General features: G+C 71.2%; 15 protein-coding genes, 4 tRNA genes and 1 pseudogene. 9 read left to right on the top strand and 11 right to left on the bottom strand.

Annotated elements, in window-relative coordinates:
• Window positions 1–45: 45 nt before the first annotated feature.
• From ACTVCO_RS04450 to ACTVCO_RS04440, 3 genes are all read right to left on the bottom strand, one after another.
• Window positions 46–1050, bottom strand: coding sequence for an inorganic phosphate transporter (locus ACTVCO_RS04450; RefSeq protein ID WP_443727208.1), 1005 nt, complete (start codon window positions 1048–1050; stop codon window positions 46–48).
• A 6-nt stretch (window positions 1051–1056) separates the two neighbouring features.
• The gene (locus tag ACTVCO_RS04445; RefSeq protein ID WP_443727207.1) at window positions 1057–1665 is read right to left on the bottom strand and encodes a DUF47 domain-containing protein; all 609 of its coding nucleotides are present in this window, start codon (window positions 1663–1665) and stop codon (window positions 1057–1059) included.
• A gap of 442 nt (window positions 1666–2107) precedes the next feature.
• Complete coding sequence (locus tag ACTVCO_RS04440) at window positions 2108–2749, bottom strand: hypothetical protein (RefSeq protein ID WP_443727206.1); 642 nt, start codon at window positions 2747–2749, stop codon at window positions 2108–2110.
• Window positions 2750–2857: 108 nt separating this feature from the next.
• Between ACTVCO_RS04440 and ACTVCO_RS04435 the strand changes: the two genes are divergently transcribed.
• The gene (locus ACTVCO_RS04435; RefSeq protein WP_443727205.1) at window positions 2858–3376 is read left to right on the top strand and encodes a MarR family winged helix-turn-helix transcriptional regulator; all 519 of its coding nucleotides are present in this window, start codon (window positions 2858–2860) and stop codon (window positions 3374–3376) included.
• Between the two features lie 44 nt (window positions 3377–3420).
• Complete coding sequence (locus ACTVCO_RS04430) at window positions 3421–5001, top strand: MFS transporter (RefSeq protein WP_443727204.1); 1581 nt, start codon at window positions 3421–3423, stop codon at window positions 4999–5001.
• An 18-nt stretch (window positions 5002–5019) separates the two neighbouring features.
• Here ACTVCO_RS04430 and msrB read toward each other — a convergent pair.
• Window positions 5020–5409 (bottom strand): annotated as a pseudogene (gene msrB / locus ACTVCO_RS04425) (peptide-methionine (R)-S-oxide reductase MsrB); the annotation flags it as partial.
• Window positions 5410–5565: 156 nt separating this feature from the next.
• Window positions 5566–7152, bottom strand: coding sequence for a DEAD/DEAH box helicase (locus ACTVCO_RS04420; RefSeq protein ID WP_443727203.1), 1587 nt, complete (start codon window positions 7150–7152; stop codon window positions 5566–5568).
• 310 nt (window positions 7153–7462) lie between these two features.
• Between ACTVCO_RS04420 and ACTVCO_RS04415 the strand changes: the two genes are divergently transcribed.
• From ACTVCO_RS04415 to ACTVCO_RS04395, 5 genes are all read left to right on the top strand, one after another.
• Window positions 7463–8722 carry a sensor histidine kinase gene (locus ACTVCO_RS04415; RefSeq protein ID WP_443727202.1) on the top strand — a complete coding sequence of 420 codons (1260 nt, stop codon included), beginning with the start codon at window positions 7463–7465 and terminating at the stop codon, window positions 8720–8722.
• Window positions 8719–9390, top strand: coding sequence for a response regulator (locus tag ACTVCO_RS04410; RefSeq protein ID WP_443727201.1), 672 nt, complete (start codon window positions 8719–8721; stop codon window positions 9388–9390). Before ACTVCO_RS04415 ends, ACTVCO_RS04410 begins: the two co-directional genes overlap by 4 nt.
• Window positions 9391–9507: 117 nt before the next feature.
• Entirely contained in the window at window positions 9508–10311 is an 804-nt protein-coding gene (locus tag ACTVCO_RS04405) for an ABC transporter ATP-binding protein (RefSeq protein ID WP_443727200.1), read from the top strand.
• Between the two features lie 5 nt (window positions 10312–10316).
• Window positions 10317–12197 (top strand): FtsX-like permease family protein, encoded by a 1881-nt coding sequence (locus ACTVCO_RS04400; RefSeq protein WP_443727899.1) that lies wholly within the window; start codon window positions 10317–10319, stop codon window positions 12195–12197.
• Between the two features lie 23 nt (window positions 12198–12220).
• A complete protein-coding gene (locus tag ACTVCO_RS04395) occupies window positions 12221–12976 on the top strand; it encodes a M50 family metallopeptidase (RefSeq protein ID WP_443727199.1) in 756 nt (251 codons plus the stop codon).
• 78 nt (window positions 12977–13054) lie between these two features.
• On the opposite strand, the gene ACTVCO_RS04390 is transcribed toward ACTVCO_RS04395, so the two are convergent.
• On the bottom strand, window positions 13055–13603 hold the full coding sequence (locus ACTVCO_RS04390) for a HEAT repeat domain-containing protein (RefSeq protein WP_443727198.1): 549 nt from the start codon (window positions 13601–13603) through the stop codon (window positions 13055–13057).
• Window positions 13604–13794: 191 nt separating this feature from the next.
• Here ACTVCO_RS04390 and ACTVCO_RS04385 point away from each other — a divergent pair.
• Window positions 13795–13867: transfer RNA gene (locus tag ACTVCO_RS04385), tRNA-Lys, on the top strand.
• An 83-nt stretch (window positions 13868–13950) separates the two neighbouring features.
• On the top strand, window positions 13951–14862 hold the full coding sequence (locus ACTVCO_RS04380) for a glycerophosphodiester phosphodiesterase (RefSeq protein ID WP_443727197.1): 912 nt from the start codon (window positions 13951–13953) through the stop codon (window positions 14860–14862).
• A 34-nt stretch (window positions 14863–14896) separates the two neighbouring features.
• Here ACTVCO_RS04380 and ACTVCO_RS04375 read toward each other — a convergent pair whose 3' ends face one another.
• The 5 genes from ACTVCO_RS04375 to ACTVCO_RS04355 form a co-directional block, all read right to left on the bottom strand.
• The gene (locus ACTVCO_RS04375) at window positions 14897–15856 is read right to left on the bottom strand and encodes an alpha/beta hydrolase (protein ID WP_443727196.1); all 960 of its coding nucleotides are present in this window, start codon (window positions 15854–15856) and stop codon (window positions 14897–14899) included.
• A 7-nt stretch (window positions 15857–15863) separates the two neighbouring features.
• A complete protein-coding gene (locus tag ACTVCO_RS04370) occupies window positions 15864–17300 on the bottom strand; it encodes an MFS transporter (protein ID WP_443727195.1) in 1437 nt (478 codons plus the stop codon).
• A 139-nt stretch (window positions 17301–17439) separates the two neighbouring features.
• Window positions 17440–17512, bottom strand: a tRNA-Phe gene (locus tag ACTVCO_RS04365).
• 42 nt (window positions 17513–17554) lie between these two features.
• Window positions 17555–17628: transfer RNA gene (locus ACTVCO_RS04360), tRNA-Asp, on the bottom strand.
• 27 nt (window positions 17629–17655) lie between these two features.
• A tRNA-Glu gene (locus ACTVCO_RS04355) sits at window positions 17656–17728 on the bottom strand.
• Window positions 17729–17772: the final 44 nt, after the last annotated feature.

Genomic DNA, 17772 nt, shown 5'->3' with positions numbered 1-17772 from the left:
GGCGCTCATGCGCCACCCGCCTCTCAGCCTGTCCCGAGGCCTCGGCTACACGAGGAACGGTCGCAGCGCGAAGAAGCACAGAGCCGCGACGGCGGCCGCTGCCGGGATCGTCAGCACCCACGCGGCTCCGATCGACTTCGCGACGCCCCACCGGACCGCCGAGAGGCGCCGGGTTGCGCCCACGCCCATGATCGCGGTCGTGATCGTGTGCGTCGTCGAGACCGGAGCGTGCAGCCAGAACGCGTTGAGGTAGAGAACGACCGCAGAGACTGACTCGGCGACGAAGCCGCGCGCCGGGTCGAGCTCGATGATGCGGCGGCCGAGTGTGCGCATGATGCGCTTGCCGCCGGTCGCGGTGCCCGCCGAGATTGCGGCAGCCGCGAGGATCTTGATCTCCCACGGGATCGCGTCGCCCTTGACCGTCCAGCCGACGGCGGTCGTCGCGAGGAACATCACGCCCATGGTCTTCTGCGCGTCCTGCAGGCCGTGGCCCAGGGCCATGGCTGCGGCTGACGCGGTCTGGGCGATCCGGAACCGGCGCGACGCCTTGGCGGGCGCGACGTTCTTGAAGATCCACAGGACGGCGACCATGACGAGGAAGGCGATGCCGAATCCGACGACCGGCGAGACGATCATCGGAAGGACGACCTTCTCGACGATCGACGTCCAGTAGACCGAGATCCCGCCCGCGAGCCCGGCGCCGACGAGGCCACCGATGAGCGCGTGCGTCGACGAGGACGGCAGGCCGAACCACCACGTGATGAGGTTCCACGTGATCGCGCCGACGAGCGCGGCGAGCACGGCGACGAGCGTGAGCCGCCGGCCCACGTCGTCGATGTGAATGATGTCGTGAGCGATGGTCTCAGCGACCGCCGTGCCCATGAGCGCCCCGGCGAAGTTCATCACCGCAGCCATCGCGAGCGCGACGCGCGGTGTGAGCGCACGCGTCGAGACGGAGGTTGCGATCGCATTCGCGGCGTCGTGGAAACCGTTGGTGAAGTCGAACGTCAGCGCGAGCGCAGCGACGACCAGAACAAGTGCGACGTCCACGTGGCGTCAGGACTCCTTGACCGCGATCGTCTCGACCGTGTTGGCGACCGTCTCGAAGGCGTCGGCGGCCTCTTCGAGGATCTCGACGACCTCCTTGAGCTTCATGAGAAGGATCGGGTCGGTGATGTCGTCGAACATCTGCGCGAGCAGCTTGCGGTGCTGCTTGTCCGCCTGGTTCTCGAGGCGGTTGATCTCGACCCAGTAGTCCGAGAGGTCGCTCATCGAGCGCAGACGAGGCATGGCCTCGGCTGTGATCTCTGCGCACCGCTGCAGGATCTGCACCTGGTCGGCGACGCGGCGCGGCAGCTCGTCGAGCTTGTACAAGACGATGAGGTCGCTGGCCTCCTCCATGAAGTCCATGCAGTCGTCGAGCGCTGAGGCGAGGGCGTAGATGTCGTCACGGTCGAACGGTGTGACGAACGTCGAGTTCATGCGTCGCATGATCGTGTGGGTCGCTTCGTCGGCGAGGTGCTCGACCTCGTTCATCCGCTTCGCGATGGGCTTGCGGCCCGCGAGGTCGGTTCCGAGGAGCTCACCAAGAAGCTTGGAACCGGTGACCAAGTGCTCCGCCAGGGCGGTGAACAGGTCGAAGAATGTGGTGTCACGCGGTGTCATACGCGGAATGCGCACGGGTACTCCCGTAAAGAGGCAGCCTTGTCATCCACAGCGTAGGCCCCCTCTGCCGTGAACACGCAACTACATGGGTGTTGGGCCGATGACATTGCGACGAACGCTTGCCTGTCCTCACGCCGCTCCGGGGGCGTCGTGGGACGAACGGCTCGCTGCGCATGTGAGATAGCAGACGCCACGACAGGGTCCCTCCTGGCCGCTGCGCGGCCGTCGGACGTCGCCCGAGCGGCCTGAGAGAGGGTGTGGACACAGCGATGCGACGCCGGACCGGGAGCGCCTCTCGGCGCGAGGCCGCTCGAAGCGGCTGATGTTGGAGCCCGGGGCTACCGCGGCCCGACGCCGCACCTCCATTATACCGACGGTCGTCGTGCGAGTCAGGGTGAGGGCGTTCGCCCTGCGCGCACGGGATGCAGGACGCACGCCGGGCTCAGTCGAGCTGACCGGCCCGCCAGTGCTGCGCGGCTGCCTCAAGGTCGTCGGCCGTTGAGGTGAGCGATGCGGCACCGAACGTCAGCCGCGTACCGCGTGCTGGATCGGTGTGCTCGACGCTGTCGGCGTCGACCGTCGCTCCTGTGGCGAGAATCCGGCAGAAGGCCGCGGCACGTTCGAGGGCGACCGCGAAGTCGCCGTCGAACAGGCCCGAGAGCACTGCGTCTGCGAGCGCGCGCATGTCGTCCGGGGACGGGCCTGCCGCGCCCGCCACGACCTCGGCGACGGGCGTGTGCTCGACGCCGAGCCGGTAGCGCAGGCCGACGGTGCGGTCGTCGCGTCGCACCCATTCTCGCAGGACGAAGAGGCGCCATAGCGCGCCAGGAAGGGTGACGGGTGCGGCGTCGGCCCACAGCGCGGCGATCGCGTCGAGGCCTTCGGTGTCGACGAGCGCGAGGATGCGCGCCGTGACCTCCGCGTCGTCCGTCGCGCGCCCCTCGCGGACGAGGGCGCGGGCCGTCGTGTGCGCGATCTCCTCGCGGAGCGCAGGATCGTGGCCCCCCGGGATCTGCTCAGCCTCTGCGGGGTCGAGCATCGCTGGGCGGCGGAAGGTGCGGCGGTCGCGTGCGTGGTCTGTCACCTCTCCAGTCTCCGCCACTGCCGTTCGACGTGCCGTACCTCACCGCGAAATTGTTTGCGTGCTGCAAGCAATGGGTTTAACGTCGTCCAGTCACCATAAGGAGCCACGATGTCTCACCCCGGCAACGCCCGACCCCCCTCCGTCCTCGACAGCGACCCCGCCGCAACCGACGACGTGCGCGCGGTCCTGCGCGCCATCGAAGCCTTCGGACGCGCCCAGCGCTGCATCGGCGGAGCATTCGCCCACGAGCTCGACCTGCCCCGCGCCACGCTCGGCGTGCTCTTCAAACTGCACGCCCACGGCGTCATGCAGATCAGCGAGCTCGCCCACCAGCTCCAGGTCGACGTCTCCGTCGCCTCCCGCCAGGTGACCGCGCTCGTCGACGAAGGTCTCGCCGTCCGCGACATCGACCCCGACGACCGACGCGCCCGCACGGTCGCCCTCTCCCCCACAGGGCTCGCGCGCGCCACCGAGGCCCGGCGCAGCGTCGGACGCCACCTCGCCGGCGCACTCAGCGACTGGGACAGTGCACGACTCACCGCACTCGCCACCTCCCTCAACCACCTCACCGACGCCGTCACCACGCACTTCGGCGCCCCCGCGCACCACAGCAAGGACCACGCATGACAAGCCATACAGCACCCGACCACGTGGCCGGCGAGCCCACCAGCATGACCCACCGCGAAGTCCTCCGGACCATCTCCGGAATCTTCATGGGCCTCTTCGTCTCGATCATCGCGACGTCCATCGTCTCCTCGTCGCTGCCCAAGATCGTCGCCGATCTCGGCGGCAATCAGTCAGCGTTCACCTGGGTCGTCACCGCGACCCTCCTCACCACGACGATCTCGACGCCGATCTGGGGCAAGGTCGCCGACCTCGTCGACCGCAAGCTCACCATCCAGATCGCCCTGAGCATCACCGTGCTCTCCGCAGCCTTCGCCGGCTTCTCCCACAGCCCCGCGACACTCATCACGTGGCGCGCCTTCCAGGGCATCGGTGCGGGTGGCCTCACGGCCGTCGGCATGGTCCTCATCGCCGACATCATCTCGCCGCGCGAACGCGGCAAGTACATGGGCTACATGGGCGCGATCATGGCCGTCGCCACGATCGGCGCACCCCTCCTCGGCGGGTTCCTCACCGACACCGCGGGGTGGCGCTGGAACTTCTTCGTCGGCGTGCCCTTCGCCGTCATCGCGATCGTCCTCATCCAGCGCACGCTCCACCTGCCGCCCCTGGAACGCCCCCAGAGGGTCTCGATCGACTACCTCGGCGCGACGCTCATCTCCGCCGGCATCGCGCTGCTGCTGCTCTGGGTGACGTTCGCCGGCTCCCGGTTCGACTGGCTCTCGTGGCAGACCGCCGTCATGGTCGGCGGCGCCGTCGCCATCCTCGCGGCCGCCGTCTGGGCCGAGTCCCGCGCCGAGGCGCCCATCATCCCGCTCGGGCTCTTCCGCAACTCCACCCTGACGCTCGTCGTCATCGCGTCCGTCGCCCTCGGCGTCGTGCTCTTCGGCACGACCGTCTTCCTCAGCCAGTACATGCAGATCGCACGCGGCTACTCCCCGACCGTGTCCGGCCTGCTCACCGTGCCTCTCATCCTCGGCCAGCTCACCGCCTCGATCTCCTCGGGCCGCGCCGTGTCGCGCACGGGCGTCTACAAGAAGTTCCTCGTCATGGGAGCGATCATCATGCCCATCGGCATCGGGCTCATGGGGTCGATCACGTACCAGACGAACCTCGTGGTGATCAGCGCCTACATGGCGCTCATCGGCGTCGGCATGGGACTGCTCATGCAGAACATGGTGCTCGCCGCGCAGAACACGATGACGCCCGCCGAGCTCTCGACCGGCTCCGCGACGATCGCGTTCTTCCGCTCGCTCGGCGGCGCGATCGGCGTCTCCGCGCTCGGCGCGATCCTTGGCCACCGGGTCTCGACCGAGATCACCGGAGGGTTCGCGTCGGCAGGTCTCACGCCGCCCGCTGCGCTCGCGGGCGGAACGCTGCCCGACGTCTCGACGCTTCCGGGCCCGATCGCCACGATCGTCGAGTCCGCCTACGGGACCGCAGTGGCCGAGGTCTTCCTCGTTGCAGCGCCCGTCGCACTCATCGCCCTCGTGTGCGTCATCCTCCTCAAGGAGGTGCCGCTCGCGACCAAGTCGAACGCCGAGCTCCGGCTCGAAGAGCTCGCGCGCGCCGAGGCGCGCGCCGAGGCACAGGCTGAGACCCAGGCCGAGGCTCGAGGCGAGTCCTGACCACCCAGCCCCACGCGCGTCGAACGTGAGCGACACGGAGTTCATGCAGAAGCGGTTGCCCGTCGGGGTCTGCGGGGCGTCAGGGAAGACGTGGCCCAGGTGCGAGCCGCAGCGCGCGCAACGGACCTCGGTGCGCGTCATGCCGAGGGAGTTGTCCTCGAGGAGCTCAACCGCGTCGGACCGGCTGGCCTCGTAGAAGCTGGGCCAGCCGCAGCCCGCGTCGAACTTCGTGTCAGCGTCGAAGAGCTCGGCGTCACATGCGCGGCACCTGTAGGTTCCGGCGCGCGCTTCGTCGAGCAGCGCACCTGACCATGGCCGTTCGGTTCCGGCCTCGCGCAGGACGTGGAACTCCTGCGGGCTGAGCTCGACCTTCCAGTCGTCGTCAGTCTTGTTGACGTCATAGCTCATGACGGCACCCCTCTCTGTCTCTATCTCTGTCCATCGCACTCGGCTCTCCCATCATCCCCCCACCCGAGCCCCGGCGTTCGCGGGAACCAGAGGGGTGACGACGACGACCCCTCCGCACCCGGAGGTGCGAAGGGGTCGTCTGTGGTGAAGAGAAGGTCAGCGGCGACCAGAACGCGAGCCGCGCGACATCTCGACGAGCCCGCGACCGACGCCCGAGCCCGAGGCGGCGCCGCCCGACGACGACCCGCCCGCGGCACGGCCAGACTGCTGGCGTCCGGAGCCGGACGCGCCGCCCGAGGCGTTCCCGCCACGGCCCGACGCCTGCTGAGCGCCTGCAGCACCGCGTCCCGCGCCACCACGGCGACGGCCACCGGAACGAGCACCGTCAGGACGCGAGGAGTCCGCGGCCTGTCCGTTGCGGCCCACACCCGAGCGACCGGCGCCAGCGCCGCGACCGGTGGCAGCACCGCGACCAGCGCCACGGCCCGAGCCTTCGCCAGCCTTCTTGCGCGGCTGCTTGGGCGCGGGCTGCGCGGCCACGGGGGCCTCCGACGGCTTGACGTACGCTGCGGTCTCGCCGACCAGCTGAGTCACGCTCGCGTCGCCTGCGCGCACCCGGACCGGGTTCACGGAGATCCCGGCCTTGCGCGTGAGGTCCCTCACGTCACCGCGCTCTGCGGGCAGCATGACCGTGACGACGACGCCTTCCTCACCCGCGCGCGCAGTGCGTCCTGAGCGGTGGGTGTACGCCTTGTGCTCGGCCGGCGGGTCGACGTGGACGACGAGGCCCACGTTGTCGACGTGGATGCCGCGGGCGGCGATGTCGGTCGCGACGAGCACCTTGACGGCCCCCGAGGTGAACGCCTCGAGGTTGCGCTCGCGTGCACCCTGGGAGAGGTTGCCGTGCAGGTCGACGGCGGGCACGCCGTCCGCCGTGAGCGACTTGGCCAGCTTCTTGGCCTGGTGCTTGGTGCGCATGAAGAGGATGCGGCGGTCGACGCCCGAGGCGAGGGCAAGGACGAGGTCCTTCTTCGCAGTCGCGTCGGCCACCTCGAAGACGTGGTGGGTCATCGCCGAGACGGGCGAGGTCTCAGGGTCGACCGAGTGGTGCAGCGGCTTGTGGAGGTAACGCTTGACGAGGATGTCCACGCCGTTGTCGAGCGTCGCGGAGAACAGCAAGCGCTGGCCGTCGGCCGGGGTGCGGTCCATGAGGCGCTTGACGCCCGGCAGGAAGCCGAGGTCGGCCATGTGGTCGGCCTCGTCGAGCACGGTGATCTCGATGTCGTCGAGCGTGAGGTGACGCTGGCCGAGGAGGTCCTCGAGGCGGCCGGGGCACGCGACGACGACGTCGACACCCTTTTGCAGGGCGGTGATCTGGCGCGACTGGGACACGCCGCCGAAGATCACGGTCGTCGTGAGGCCGAGCGCCTGCGCGAGCGGAGCGAGGGTCGCATCGATCTGGGTGGCGAGCTCACGCGTCGGCGCGAGGACGAGTGCGCGCGGCCGGCCCGGCTTGGGGCGGGCGGGACGCGACGCGTCGAGACGCGTGACGATGGGCAGGGCGAACGCGAGGGTCTTGCCCGAGCCGGTGCGGCCGCGTCCGAGGACGTCACGACCGGCGAGGGTGTCAGGCAACGTCGCTGACTGGATGGGGAACGGAGCCGTCTTCCCGTCACGCGCAAGTGCAGCGACGACGGGTGCGGGCAGGGGCAGGTCGGAGAACGACCGGGGGGTCTGAGACATGAGTCTTCCTGGTTCGGCCCAGCGCACGGCGCACAGGGGCGCTCAGTGTCGACCGGGGTCGGGGTCCGCCGCATGAGGCAGGATCACAGCGCATCGCTCAACGCGTGCGGGGATCGTGCGGGACTCCACGACGATAGGCCGGCAGGTTCGCGCGGCCCTCTGCCCCTATCCTCTCACCCCACGGGCCCGGCGACGACCCCCGCAGGCTGTGAGCGGCGCGACATCGCGGCTGGAAACGGCGAGGTCCTCGGGGCCGGCGTCGGGCTGGGACGGCGCCGTGCACGGGCACATCACCCGTAAGGTCGAGCCTATGAACCCTGACGGTGCTGCGGCGGTCCGCGCAGACGTGGGCCGCGCGGACGTCGTGCGCGCCGTCATCTGCTGGGCCGTTGCTGCCGCCGCGCTCGTTGCTGCGCCCGCATTTGCCGGCGTCGATCCCGCCGTCGGCGAGGCGGTCGCAGCTCTCGGCTCGGTGCCGTGGTGGGTTGCGTTCGCGGCCATCACGTCCCAGGCCGTGCCTGTCGCGTGTGCGCGCGTGGCGCCGCGGACGGCGCTCGCGACCGTCGCTCTCGGCCCGTTCGTCGGGGCAGTCGTCGGTGACGCCGGGCTGACGGGCATCGCGTCCCTCGCGACTGCGGTCACGGTGTACGTCGCCCTGGTGAGGACGTCTGGCGCTGCGGCACCCGCCACGGCCCTCGCGGGCGTCCTCACCGCCGCCGCTCACGCCATCACGGGACTGCGCGACGACACCCTCACGCCGTTCGGGGCAGTCGCAGGTGCGCTCGGGCAGGGGGTGATCGTCGTCGGCGGGGCCGCCCTCGTCGCCGCGTTCGTCGCGGCCCGCCGCCTGGCTCAGCGCGCCCGCGAGCACGAGCTGCGTGCTCACGCACGCGAGCGAGACGCGTCAGTGCGCGAGGCCCGCGCTCAGGAGCGCATCGCGATGGCACGCGAGCTCCACGACATCGCCGCGCACCACCTCTCTGGCATCGCCGTCATGGCGGCAGCGATCGAGCGGCAGGTGACACGCGACCCCTCGGCCGCCGAGCAGGGCGCCCGCGAGGTGCGCGGTCAGAGCAAAGCAGTCCTGCGCGACCTGCGCCGGCTCGTCGGGCTGCTCCGCGAAGGCGCCGACGGCGAGATGGACGTCGAGTCTCTCGCAGGCGTCGCGACGCTCGTCGAGCGTGCGAACGCCCTCGGCACGACCGTCGACCTCACCGTTCAGGCGGGCGCGGAGCCCTTCGGCGCAGGCCTCGGCCCGCTCGCCCAGCTGACAGCGTTCCGCATGGTCCAGGAGTCACTGGCCAACGCCGCCCGGCACGCACCCGGGGCCCCGACCCACGTGAGCATCGACGACCGCAGCCCTCGCGAGGTCGTCGTCGTCGTGCGCAACGCTGCGGCCGTCCCCGCCCCGGGCGCAGGCGACGGCACCGGGCTGGGTCTCGTCGGCATGCGCGAACGAGCCGAGCTCACGGGCGCGCGGCTCGCCCACGGCCCGACCGTCGACGGCGGCTGGGACGTGACGCTCACGCTCCCGAGGGACGCCGACCAGGCAGAGGAGGATCCCCGATGATCCGCATCGTCGTCGCTGACGACCAGCCCCTCGTGCGCGCCGGGCTCGCCGCGCTGCTCGGCTCCGAGCCGGACCTCGAGGTCGTCGGGGTCGCGTCCGACGGCGACGAAGCAGTGCGCCTCGCGCGCGAGCTGCGCCCTGACGTCGTCTGCCTCGACATCCGCATGCCGGGCCGCGACGGCATCAGCGCGGCCCGCGAGCTGTGCGGCCCCGACGTCGTCGACCCGGTTCCCGTGCTCGTGCTCACGACCTTCGACCTCGACGACTACGTCTTCGGGGCGTTCGAGGCGGGCGCAGCCGGCTTCCTGCTCAAGGACGCCGAGCCCGACGCCATGGTGGCAGCCGTCCGTGCGGTCGCGGCCGGTGAGGCCATGCTCGATCAGAGCCTCACGCGGCGCGTCCTGCGCGAGGTCGTCGAGCGGCGCCGCAGCCGCCCGGTGACTGCCGCGCGTGCGTCAGAGCTTCTCACGGCGCGCGAGCACGAGATCCTCCTGCTGCTCGCCCGCGGCATGTCCAACGAAGAGATCGCGGCGGCCCTCGTCGTCGAGGTCTCCACGGTGAAGTCACACCTCGCGCGGATGATGCCGAAGATCAGTGTCCGCTCGCGCCTCCAGGCGGTCGTGTGGGCGTACCAGAACAAGATCGTCACGGTCGCCGACGACGCCTGAACGTGGCTTGCATCGAACGATGCAAGCCACGCAGTTCCATCCTCAGCCGCTCGATGCGCACCCCTCGCGGTTCCTACCGTCGAGATCGTCACCATGACGACCTCGAAGGAGCCTCCGATGCACCAGCACACCGCGTCCCCGCCCGCCGTTCCCACCCCCGCCGCAGCGAAGGTCACCGCCGCCGGTGCGTCGACGACACACGCTGCCGTGCGCCTCGTCAACGTCCGCCGCACCTACCCCGACGGACCCAGCGTCATCGAAGCCTTGCGCTCGGTGACGATCGCACTGCGCCCCGGATCGTTCACGGCAGTCATGGGCCCGTCAGGCTCGGGAAAATCGACGTTCCTCAGCTGCGCGGCAGGTCTCGACACACCGACGAGCGGCCAGGTCATCATCGGCGACACCGACCTCACGGGGTTGCGCCCCGACGACCTCACACGCTTCCGCCGCCGTCACATCGGCGTCGTCTTCCAGGCGTACAACCTCGTCGACCACCTCACGGTCGCTGAGAACCTGCGCCTGCCGCTTCTGCTCGACGGCCGTGAGCACGACCCCGCGTGGGAGGCGTACCTGCTGCGGGCCGTCGGGCTCGACGGGCTCGCCGGCCGACGCCCGGGCGAGCTCTCGGGCGGACAGGCGCAGCGCGTCGCGATCGCCCGAGCCCTCGTCACCCGCCCGACGCTCATGCTCGCGGACGAGCCGACGGGCGCCCTCGACGCACGCACGGGCGCGCAGGTGCTCGACGTCCTGCGCGGCGCGGTGCGCGACCTCGGTCAGACGCTCGTCGTCGTCACGCACGACGCCCGCGTCGCTGCCGCAGCCGACCAGGTGCTGCTGCTCGCCGACGGCGACCTCGTCGGCCACCTCGAGAACCCCACGGTCGAGCAGGTCACCGCCCGCCTCGTCGAGATGGGCCGGTGACCGCCATGAACGCGTACGCCCTCTCCTCAGTCCGCGCCCATCGCGCGAGCCTCACGGGGACCGCCATCATCATGGGCCTCGCCGGGCTGCTGCTCACCGCCACCGGAGTGCTGCTCGAGTCGGGCGTGCGCTCCGGCCTCGCGGGCGTGCGGCCCGATGGCTCCGACTGGCTGCTGTCGACGCTCGCCGCGTCGTTCGCCGGCACGACCGTCATCGTCGTCATCCTCATGGTGGCCTCGACGGTGGCCGGCGCGCTGCGGCAGCGTCGTCGCGAGCTTGCGCTGCTCCGCGCGCTCGGGGCGACCGGACCGCAGGTGCGCCGGCTCGTCTCCGGCGAGGTGCTCGTGGTCCTCGCTGTCGCAGGCCCGCTCGGGGCGATCCCCGGGCTGTGGGCCGCCCAGCTGCTCGTGCCCTCGCTCACGTCCAGCGGCATCCTTGCGCCCGACACCGGGCTCGTCCTCTCGCCGCTGCCCATCCTCGCAGCGCTTGCGCTGCTCGTACCGACGGCGCTGCTCGCGGCGCGACTCGCGGCACGCGAGGCGGTCCGCACGGCGCCGTCCGCCGCGCTCAGCCAGGCCCGGGTCGAGCCCGCGGCCCTCGGGCGCGGACGCCGGATCACGGCCGCGTGGGTCGCGGGCGCGGGCCTCCTGGTCGCGCTCGCGCCGTTCGTCGTCCCGGGCGTGCTCGGGAGCGCCGCGGGCGCCAGCTCCGCGCTCCTGCTCATCACGGCGGGCGCGCTCGCCGGGCCGGCGATCGTCGCCTGGTGCGCCCAGCGCGGGCTGCGCCTCGTCGCGCCGCTCGGCTCGCCCGGCGCGTACCTGGCACTCCTCAACACGCGCGGCTTCTCCCGGCGCCTGACGACGGCAATCGTGCCGCTCGCGCTTCTCGTCGCGCTCGGCACGGTGCAGACGAGCCTCGACCGCACGATGTCAGAAGGCGCCGAGCTGCAGCTGCGCGACGCGCTCGGCACGAACCTCGTCGTCGAGTCACCCCGCCCGGGGGTCGCGGCCCTTCCCGGGGTCGCGGCCCTTCCCGGGGTCGCGGCCGCCGCGAGGCTCGGCGTCGCAACCGCCCAGATGCAGATCGAAGACGACGACCCAGACGTCCCGTGGTTCGACGGCCTCACCTGGGAGCCCATGTCGATGCGGGTCCTCGGAGCAGGCGCGGAGACGCTCGTCGATCCCGGCGTCACGGACGGTACGCTCGCCGACCTGAGCACGGTCGGCACGGTCTCGGTCGGGCGCGAGGCGCTGCTCGCGACGGGCAAGGGCGTGGGCGACGAGGTCCGCCTGCGCTGGGGCGGCTCCGAGCGCGCCCTGACGATCGCCGCGATCCACGAGCGGACGCTCGGCCTCGGAGACCTGCTCGTCGGCGAGGCGACCCTCGCCGGTGCGGGCATCCCCGTGACGCCGGCGATCACGCTCGTCCAGCCGGCCCCGGGTGCCGCGGCTGAGGTGGCGGCAGCGCTCACCGCTGCGGGCGCGTCAGTGAGCGCGGCCGACGCCTACGCCGACGACGCCACCACCTCGTCGGACGGGCTCTCGACGATCCTCATGTTCGCGCTGCTCGCGTTCGTCGCGCTCGCGGCAGCCAGCACGCTCGCGATGCTCGCGAGCCAACGCGGCGGCGAACTCACCCTGCTGCGGCGGACGGGGGCGACGGGTCGCCAGCTCACGGCCATGACGGTGGCCGAGGCCGCGTTCATCGCGGGCGCCGCGTGGCTGCTCGGCACAGCGGCCGTCGTGCCGTCGCTCATCGGCGCAAGCTTCGGAATCCTTGGGACGGTCGTTCCGACGGTCGACCTCACGATGCACGCGGGCCTCGTCGCGGTCGTCGTCCTCGTCGTCACGACGACGATGATCCCGGCGGTGCTGCGCCGCCGCTGACGCGCACCCGGCAGGATGGGGGCGTGACCGACGTGCTTTATGACATCTGGGCTGCGGCAACGACCGCCTCACCCCCGCCAGCAACTGCGCTCGTGCTGGCGGGGACGGTCGTCGCGCTCCTGCTCGTCGCGTGGCGGCCCGCCTGGGGAGTCGTCCGCCACGGTGTGACGGCCGTGCACGAGGCCTGCCACCTGCTCGTCGCCGCACTCACCGGTCGCACGATCATGGGGATCCGGCTGCACACGGACACGTCCGGGCTCGCACTCTCGAAGGGCCGGGCGAGCGGCCCCGGCATGGTGCTCATGACAGCTGCCGGGTACACAGGTCCGGCGGTCGTCGGGCTCGCGGCCGCGTTCGGGGTGGGGCGAGGCTACGACGTCGGCGTGCTGTGGGCGCTCGTCGTGCTCGCGCTCTTCGTGCTCCTCATGATCCGCAACTGGTACGGCCTGTGGACGATCCTCGTGACGCTCGCGCTGCTCGGCGCGCTCACATGGTGGGGCACGCCCGAGGTCCACGCGTTCGCTGCGCACGCCACCGCACTCGTGCTGCTCGTCGGCTCAGTGCGCGCGGTCGTCGAGCTTGGGCTCTCTCGCCGCGCCGGTCGTGGGCGCTCGTCCGACGCCGACGCGCTGGGCCGCCTCACCCGCCTGCCGGGCGGATTCTGGGTCGGGGTGTTCGGGCTCGTCACCTCCGGCGCTCTCGCGCTCGGCACGTGGTGGCTCGTCGGCCCGACGCTCTCGGGCGTCGCCGACGCGGCAGCAGCCCTGGTCCCTCGCTGACGCCGACCCTCCCGACGCGCCGACTGCTTCCGCCCGTCGCGGGGCGAAAGCCGTCCGTACGTCGCAGGTCCGGCCCGGCTACTGTCCCGCGAGACGCGCCGCGAGCGCGTCGCGCGCCTGCTGCGCGACCGGACGCACTGCCCGGTCACGGTCGCTGAAGTGCCGGGCGATGATCGCCTGGTGCTCGCTGCTGCCCTGAGCCGCGAGCGCGCGCAACGCGGCGCTGCGCACCCGAGCGTTCTTGTCGTCCGTGAGGAGGACGATCGCGCCCAGCGCTGGCACGCCACGCTCAAGTACGACGCGCAGGCAGATCTCTCGCACCCGCCACGCCTGGTTGCCGAGTGCAGCGACGATCTCGTCGGCCGCTGCGTCGTCCCACACGTGGAGGAACGCACGCGCACCCCAGAGCTCGGGCCAGTAGAGAGCCGGCGCCCCGTTGAGGATCCCGCGCGCATGGCGCCCGCCCGCATAGAGGAGGAAGTCCTTGCCCGCGTTCTCGCCGCGCAGGAGCGCGAGCGCGCGTTGCACGACGTCGCTCTCCCCGTAGTGGGCGACGGCGGCGGCGATCCGCTCGCCCGTCGGCAGGTCGACGGGAATGTCTGGGTGGTGGCTGAGCTGAGTGTCCATGGCAAGGCCAGCCTAGTCCGCGCCGCCGGGGGAGCGATGCCGCCCGCCCGCAGCCCCAGGCCCTCACGTCCGATCCCAGACGACCGGGGACCACAGCCCCGCGCCCGTGACGATCCGTTCAGAACCGGCGCTCTGTGAACGCGCAGTTCAGCGGGCCGCACCCGAGCCCATGTCACCCGTAGACTCTTCCCGGGCCTGTAGCTCAGTTGGCAGAGCATCGGACTTTTAATCCGCGGGTCGTGGGTTCGAGCCCCACCGGGCCCACTTCTAGGCCGGCCGCGCGGGCGGTGACCGGCGACCGGGGCAGGCCCGCGTCGGCCCCCGGTCGCCGCCGGGACGGTACCGTCGTGAGCGTGCCGCAGATCATCGCCCATCGGGGCGCATCCGCCAGCTATCCCGAGCACACGCGTGCCGCCTACGTCGAGGCGCTCGCGCAGGGCGCTGACGGGCTCGAGTGCGACGTGCAGCTGACGTCGGACGGCGCCGTCGTCCTGTGGCACGACGCGACGCTCGACCGGACGTCGGACGCGACCGGGCCGCTGCACGCACGCACGCTCGCGGAGATGCGTGCGCTCGACGTGTGGTCGTGGAAGGGCGTGGCGCCGCCGCCGCCGTCGCACGGCGGGCACGACGACCAGCTCCTCACGCTCACGGACCTCGTCGCCCTCGCGGCCGGGTCAGGACGTCCTGTCACTCTCGTCATCGAGCTCAAGCACCCGAGCCCTGCGGGTCATGGCCTCGAGGACGCGGTGCTCGCGACGCTCGCGGCGTCGGGCTGGGACGCAGCCACGGGCCGCGTCGGCGCGACGGACGTCGAGGTCACCTTCATGAGTTTCTCCCCCACCTCGCAGCGTCACCTCGGGGCGACGGTCCCGGCAGACCGGCTCATGGTTCTCGTCGACGAGGTCGACGACGCCGAGCTCGTCGCGGAGCTCGCGCCGGGCGGCGGCTCGTCGCCCGAGGACGTCGCCCGGCTGCGCGCGCTCGTCGACGAGGCACGGGCCGACGTCATCGCGGGCCGGATCGGTGGTCTGGGACCGTCGGTCGCCTGGTGCCGCGCCCACCCGGACGCAGTCCGTGCGGCGGTCGCGCTCGGCCGGACGGTGCGAGTGTGGACGGTCGACGACGTGGACGACGCGCGCTTCCTCGTCGACCTCGGCGTCACAGGCCTCACGACCAACCGCCCGGGCGCCCTTCGCGCCGAGCTGAGTGCCAGCGGCTCCGCCCGTCACACCGTTGCTCAGCGCCCAAATCGCTGATCCTCATGAGCGACCTCGGCTCCGCGCAGCGACCTCACGGAAGACGGGGAGCCGCGGGGTGAGGCCGGGGTTGAGGTTGGGTTTCTAGCCAGGCCAGGATGTGCCGCAGGTAGGCATTGCGTACCGGCTCCGGTGAGAGCGTGAGGTCGTGCGCCCCACCCTCGAAGCGCTCCAGTGAGACGTTGCGCCCGACGAGGTGCGCACGGTTGGCGATCTGCTCGACGTCGAGGACACGGTCGCCCCCCGGGCCCGAGACGGTCGACGTTGCGACGCACACGGGGGCGCGCACGTCGAGCCCTCGCGCAAGGCGCGCATGGCCTCGCCGCACGGCCCGCATCCACCCCGCACGCACGGGCACGCCGTCCGGGGACTTCCACGCCGGGTTGAAGTCCCACTCGCCGCCGTTGGCGCGCAGGAGGTCGAACGCGTAGCCCGACGGTGAGGCGTGGACGACCCGCTCGGGATCCCACGGCGCAACCGTGTCGAGGATGTGCGTGCCGACCGTCCGGTCGAACCACGGAGCGTCCAGGTCGAACCACGGCGAGTTGAGCACGAGCGCGTCGACCACGATCTTGCGCCGCAAGGAGTGCGCCCACAGCGCCGCTGTCAGCCCACCCGTCGAGTGGGCGTGCACGGCGAGCACGTCGTGCGTCGCACGGATGTAGGCGGCCGCTCGCGTGAGCTCTTCCGTGTAGAGCCTGAGGTCCGTGACGAAGTGCGGCAGCTGCCACGGCCGGAGCGACCTGCCTGCGGCGCGCAGGTCGATTCCGTAGACGTCCCAGCCCGCCGCGTCGAAGGCCTCGGCGACGTGCGTCTGGAAGACGTAGTCGTTGTAGCCGTGGACGAGCAGGACAGCCCGCACCCGCGGCGGGGCCAGGGGGCCACGGGGCACGTAGCGCACGAGCGTCGCGACGACGGGTCCGCGTTCGTCGCCCGTCACGTCGATCGTCGCCTGTTCGTACCCGTCACCGAGGACGTCAGGAACCCACCGCATCAACGCTTCACGCCACCGTGACGTCGTCGACGCGACGGTCCGCACTCGCCGCAACCCCCGGAACGGGCAGGAGCAGGAGCAGGCCGACGAGCAGCACGAGCATGAGCCCGAGAATGCCGAAGTGCTGCGTTCCTGTCACCGCGATAAACGCGGCCCACGCGGCCGGCGCCATGAAGCTTGCGGCACGCCCCGTCGTCGCGTAGAGACCAAAGATCTCAGCCTCGCGCCCGGGCGGGGTGCGGCGCATGAGCAGGGCGCGGCTCGAGGACTGGGCCGGCCCGACGAACACGCACAGGAGCAGACCGAAGATCCAGAAGATCGTCTGCCCACCGTCGTGCAGGACGAAGACAGCGATCCCCGAGACGAGGAGTCCGACGAGCGACGTCACGATGATCGCCTTGGGCCCCACCGAGTCCTCGACAAAGCCCGCGATCATCGTCGCAAGACCCGAGACGACGTTGGCGGCGATCGCGAAGACGATGACGCCCGACGCCGAGAAGCCGAACGTCACCGACGCGATGACCGCCCCGAACGTGAACACGCCGGCGAGGCCATCGCGGTAGACGGCCGAGGCGATGAGGAACCGCAGGACATCGCGACGGTCTCGCCACAGCCCGGCGACGTCCGTGAAGAGCTTGCGGTAGGCGGCGGGGACGCTCAGACGTGCGCGCGTCGTCGACGCGGGAACCTCGGGCACCGCGATCAGCACCGGAATCGCGAACGCAGCGAACCACAGTGCGGAGGCAAGGACGGCGACACGGATGTTGAGGCCGCCTGCGTCGGTGACGCCGAACCACCCGACCTCAGGATTGATGAATCCCACGAAGAGGATGAGGAGCAAGACGATTCCGCCGATGTAGCCCGCGCCCCAGCCGAGGCCGGAGATGCGCCCGACGTTCTTCCGGGTCGAGACCTGGGAGAGCATCGCGTTGTAGTTGACCGACGCGAGCTCGAAGAAGATGTTGCCGACGGCAAGCAGGAAGATGCCGACGAGCAGGTTGGTCTCGAGCGCATCCGCGTTGGGTGTCACGAAGAACATCCCGGCACAGATCGCGACCGTGATACCCGTGTGGATGCCGAGCCACAGGCGACGACGACCCGCATCGTCCGACCGCGCGCCCGTCACAGGGGCGATGAGTGCGATGAGCACACCCGCGGCGGCGAGCCCCCAGCCAAGCCACGACGAATGATCCGCGAGGACCGCGTCGAGCGCGGCCTGGCCGGGGCCGCCGGTCACCTTCGCCGCCTCTTCGGCGGCCGCCGCAGCCACGACGTCGGAGGTGACGAACGCGTCCGACGTGAGCCACCGGGTGAAGACGAAGGTCGTGATGACGGCGTTGAACGCGGCCGAGCCCCAGTCCCACAGCGCCCACGCGACGACCCTGCGCGCGGGGACGGGGGCGGAGGGGATGTCGTCGATGACACGAGTGGCCTGGGAGGTCATGGTCGGATCGTAGGCCCTACGTCCGACATTCTCGTGACCAGGACCACACATCGAAGTGTCGTTCACGCACCGTGCGCCCGGCGCACGACGTCAGGAACGCGGAAGGCCCCGTCCATCTGGACGGGGCCAACCGGTGCTGTGGCCACTGGCAGGGTCGAACTGCCGACCTTTCGATTTTCAGTCGAACGCTCTACCAACTGAGCTAAGTGGCCTTAGCCGACAACGCCCGGTCAGATGACCGGGCGCTGATCGAGCGACCCCGACGGGACTTGAACCCGCGACCTCCGCCGTGACAGGGCGGCGCGCTAACCAACTGCGCTACGGGGCCTTGACGTGCAAGACCTGATACTACTCGTACCCCCAACGGGATTCGAACCCGTGCTACCGCCGTGAAAGGGCGGCGTCCTAGGCCGCTAGACGATGGGGGCCTAGTCCATTGCGTCGGCCCGCCGTGAAGCGAACCGCTGAGGAC

It is taken from the genome of Sanguibacter sp. A247, from assembly GCF_052324925.1.
Classification (GTDB): Bacteria; Actinomycetota; Actinomycetes; order Actinomycetales; family Cellulomonadaceae; genus Flavimobilis.
Note: the sequence above shows the minus strand (reverse complement) of the source record. Positions and strands in the feature narration are given on the sequence as shown.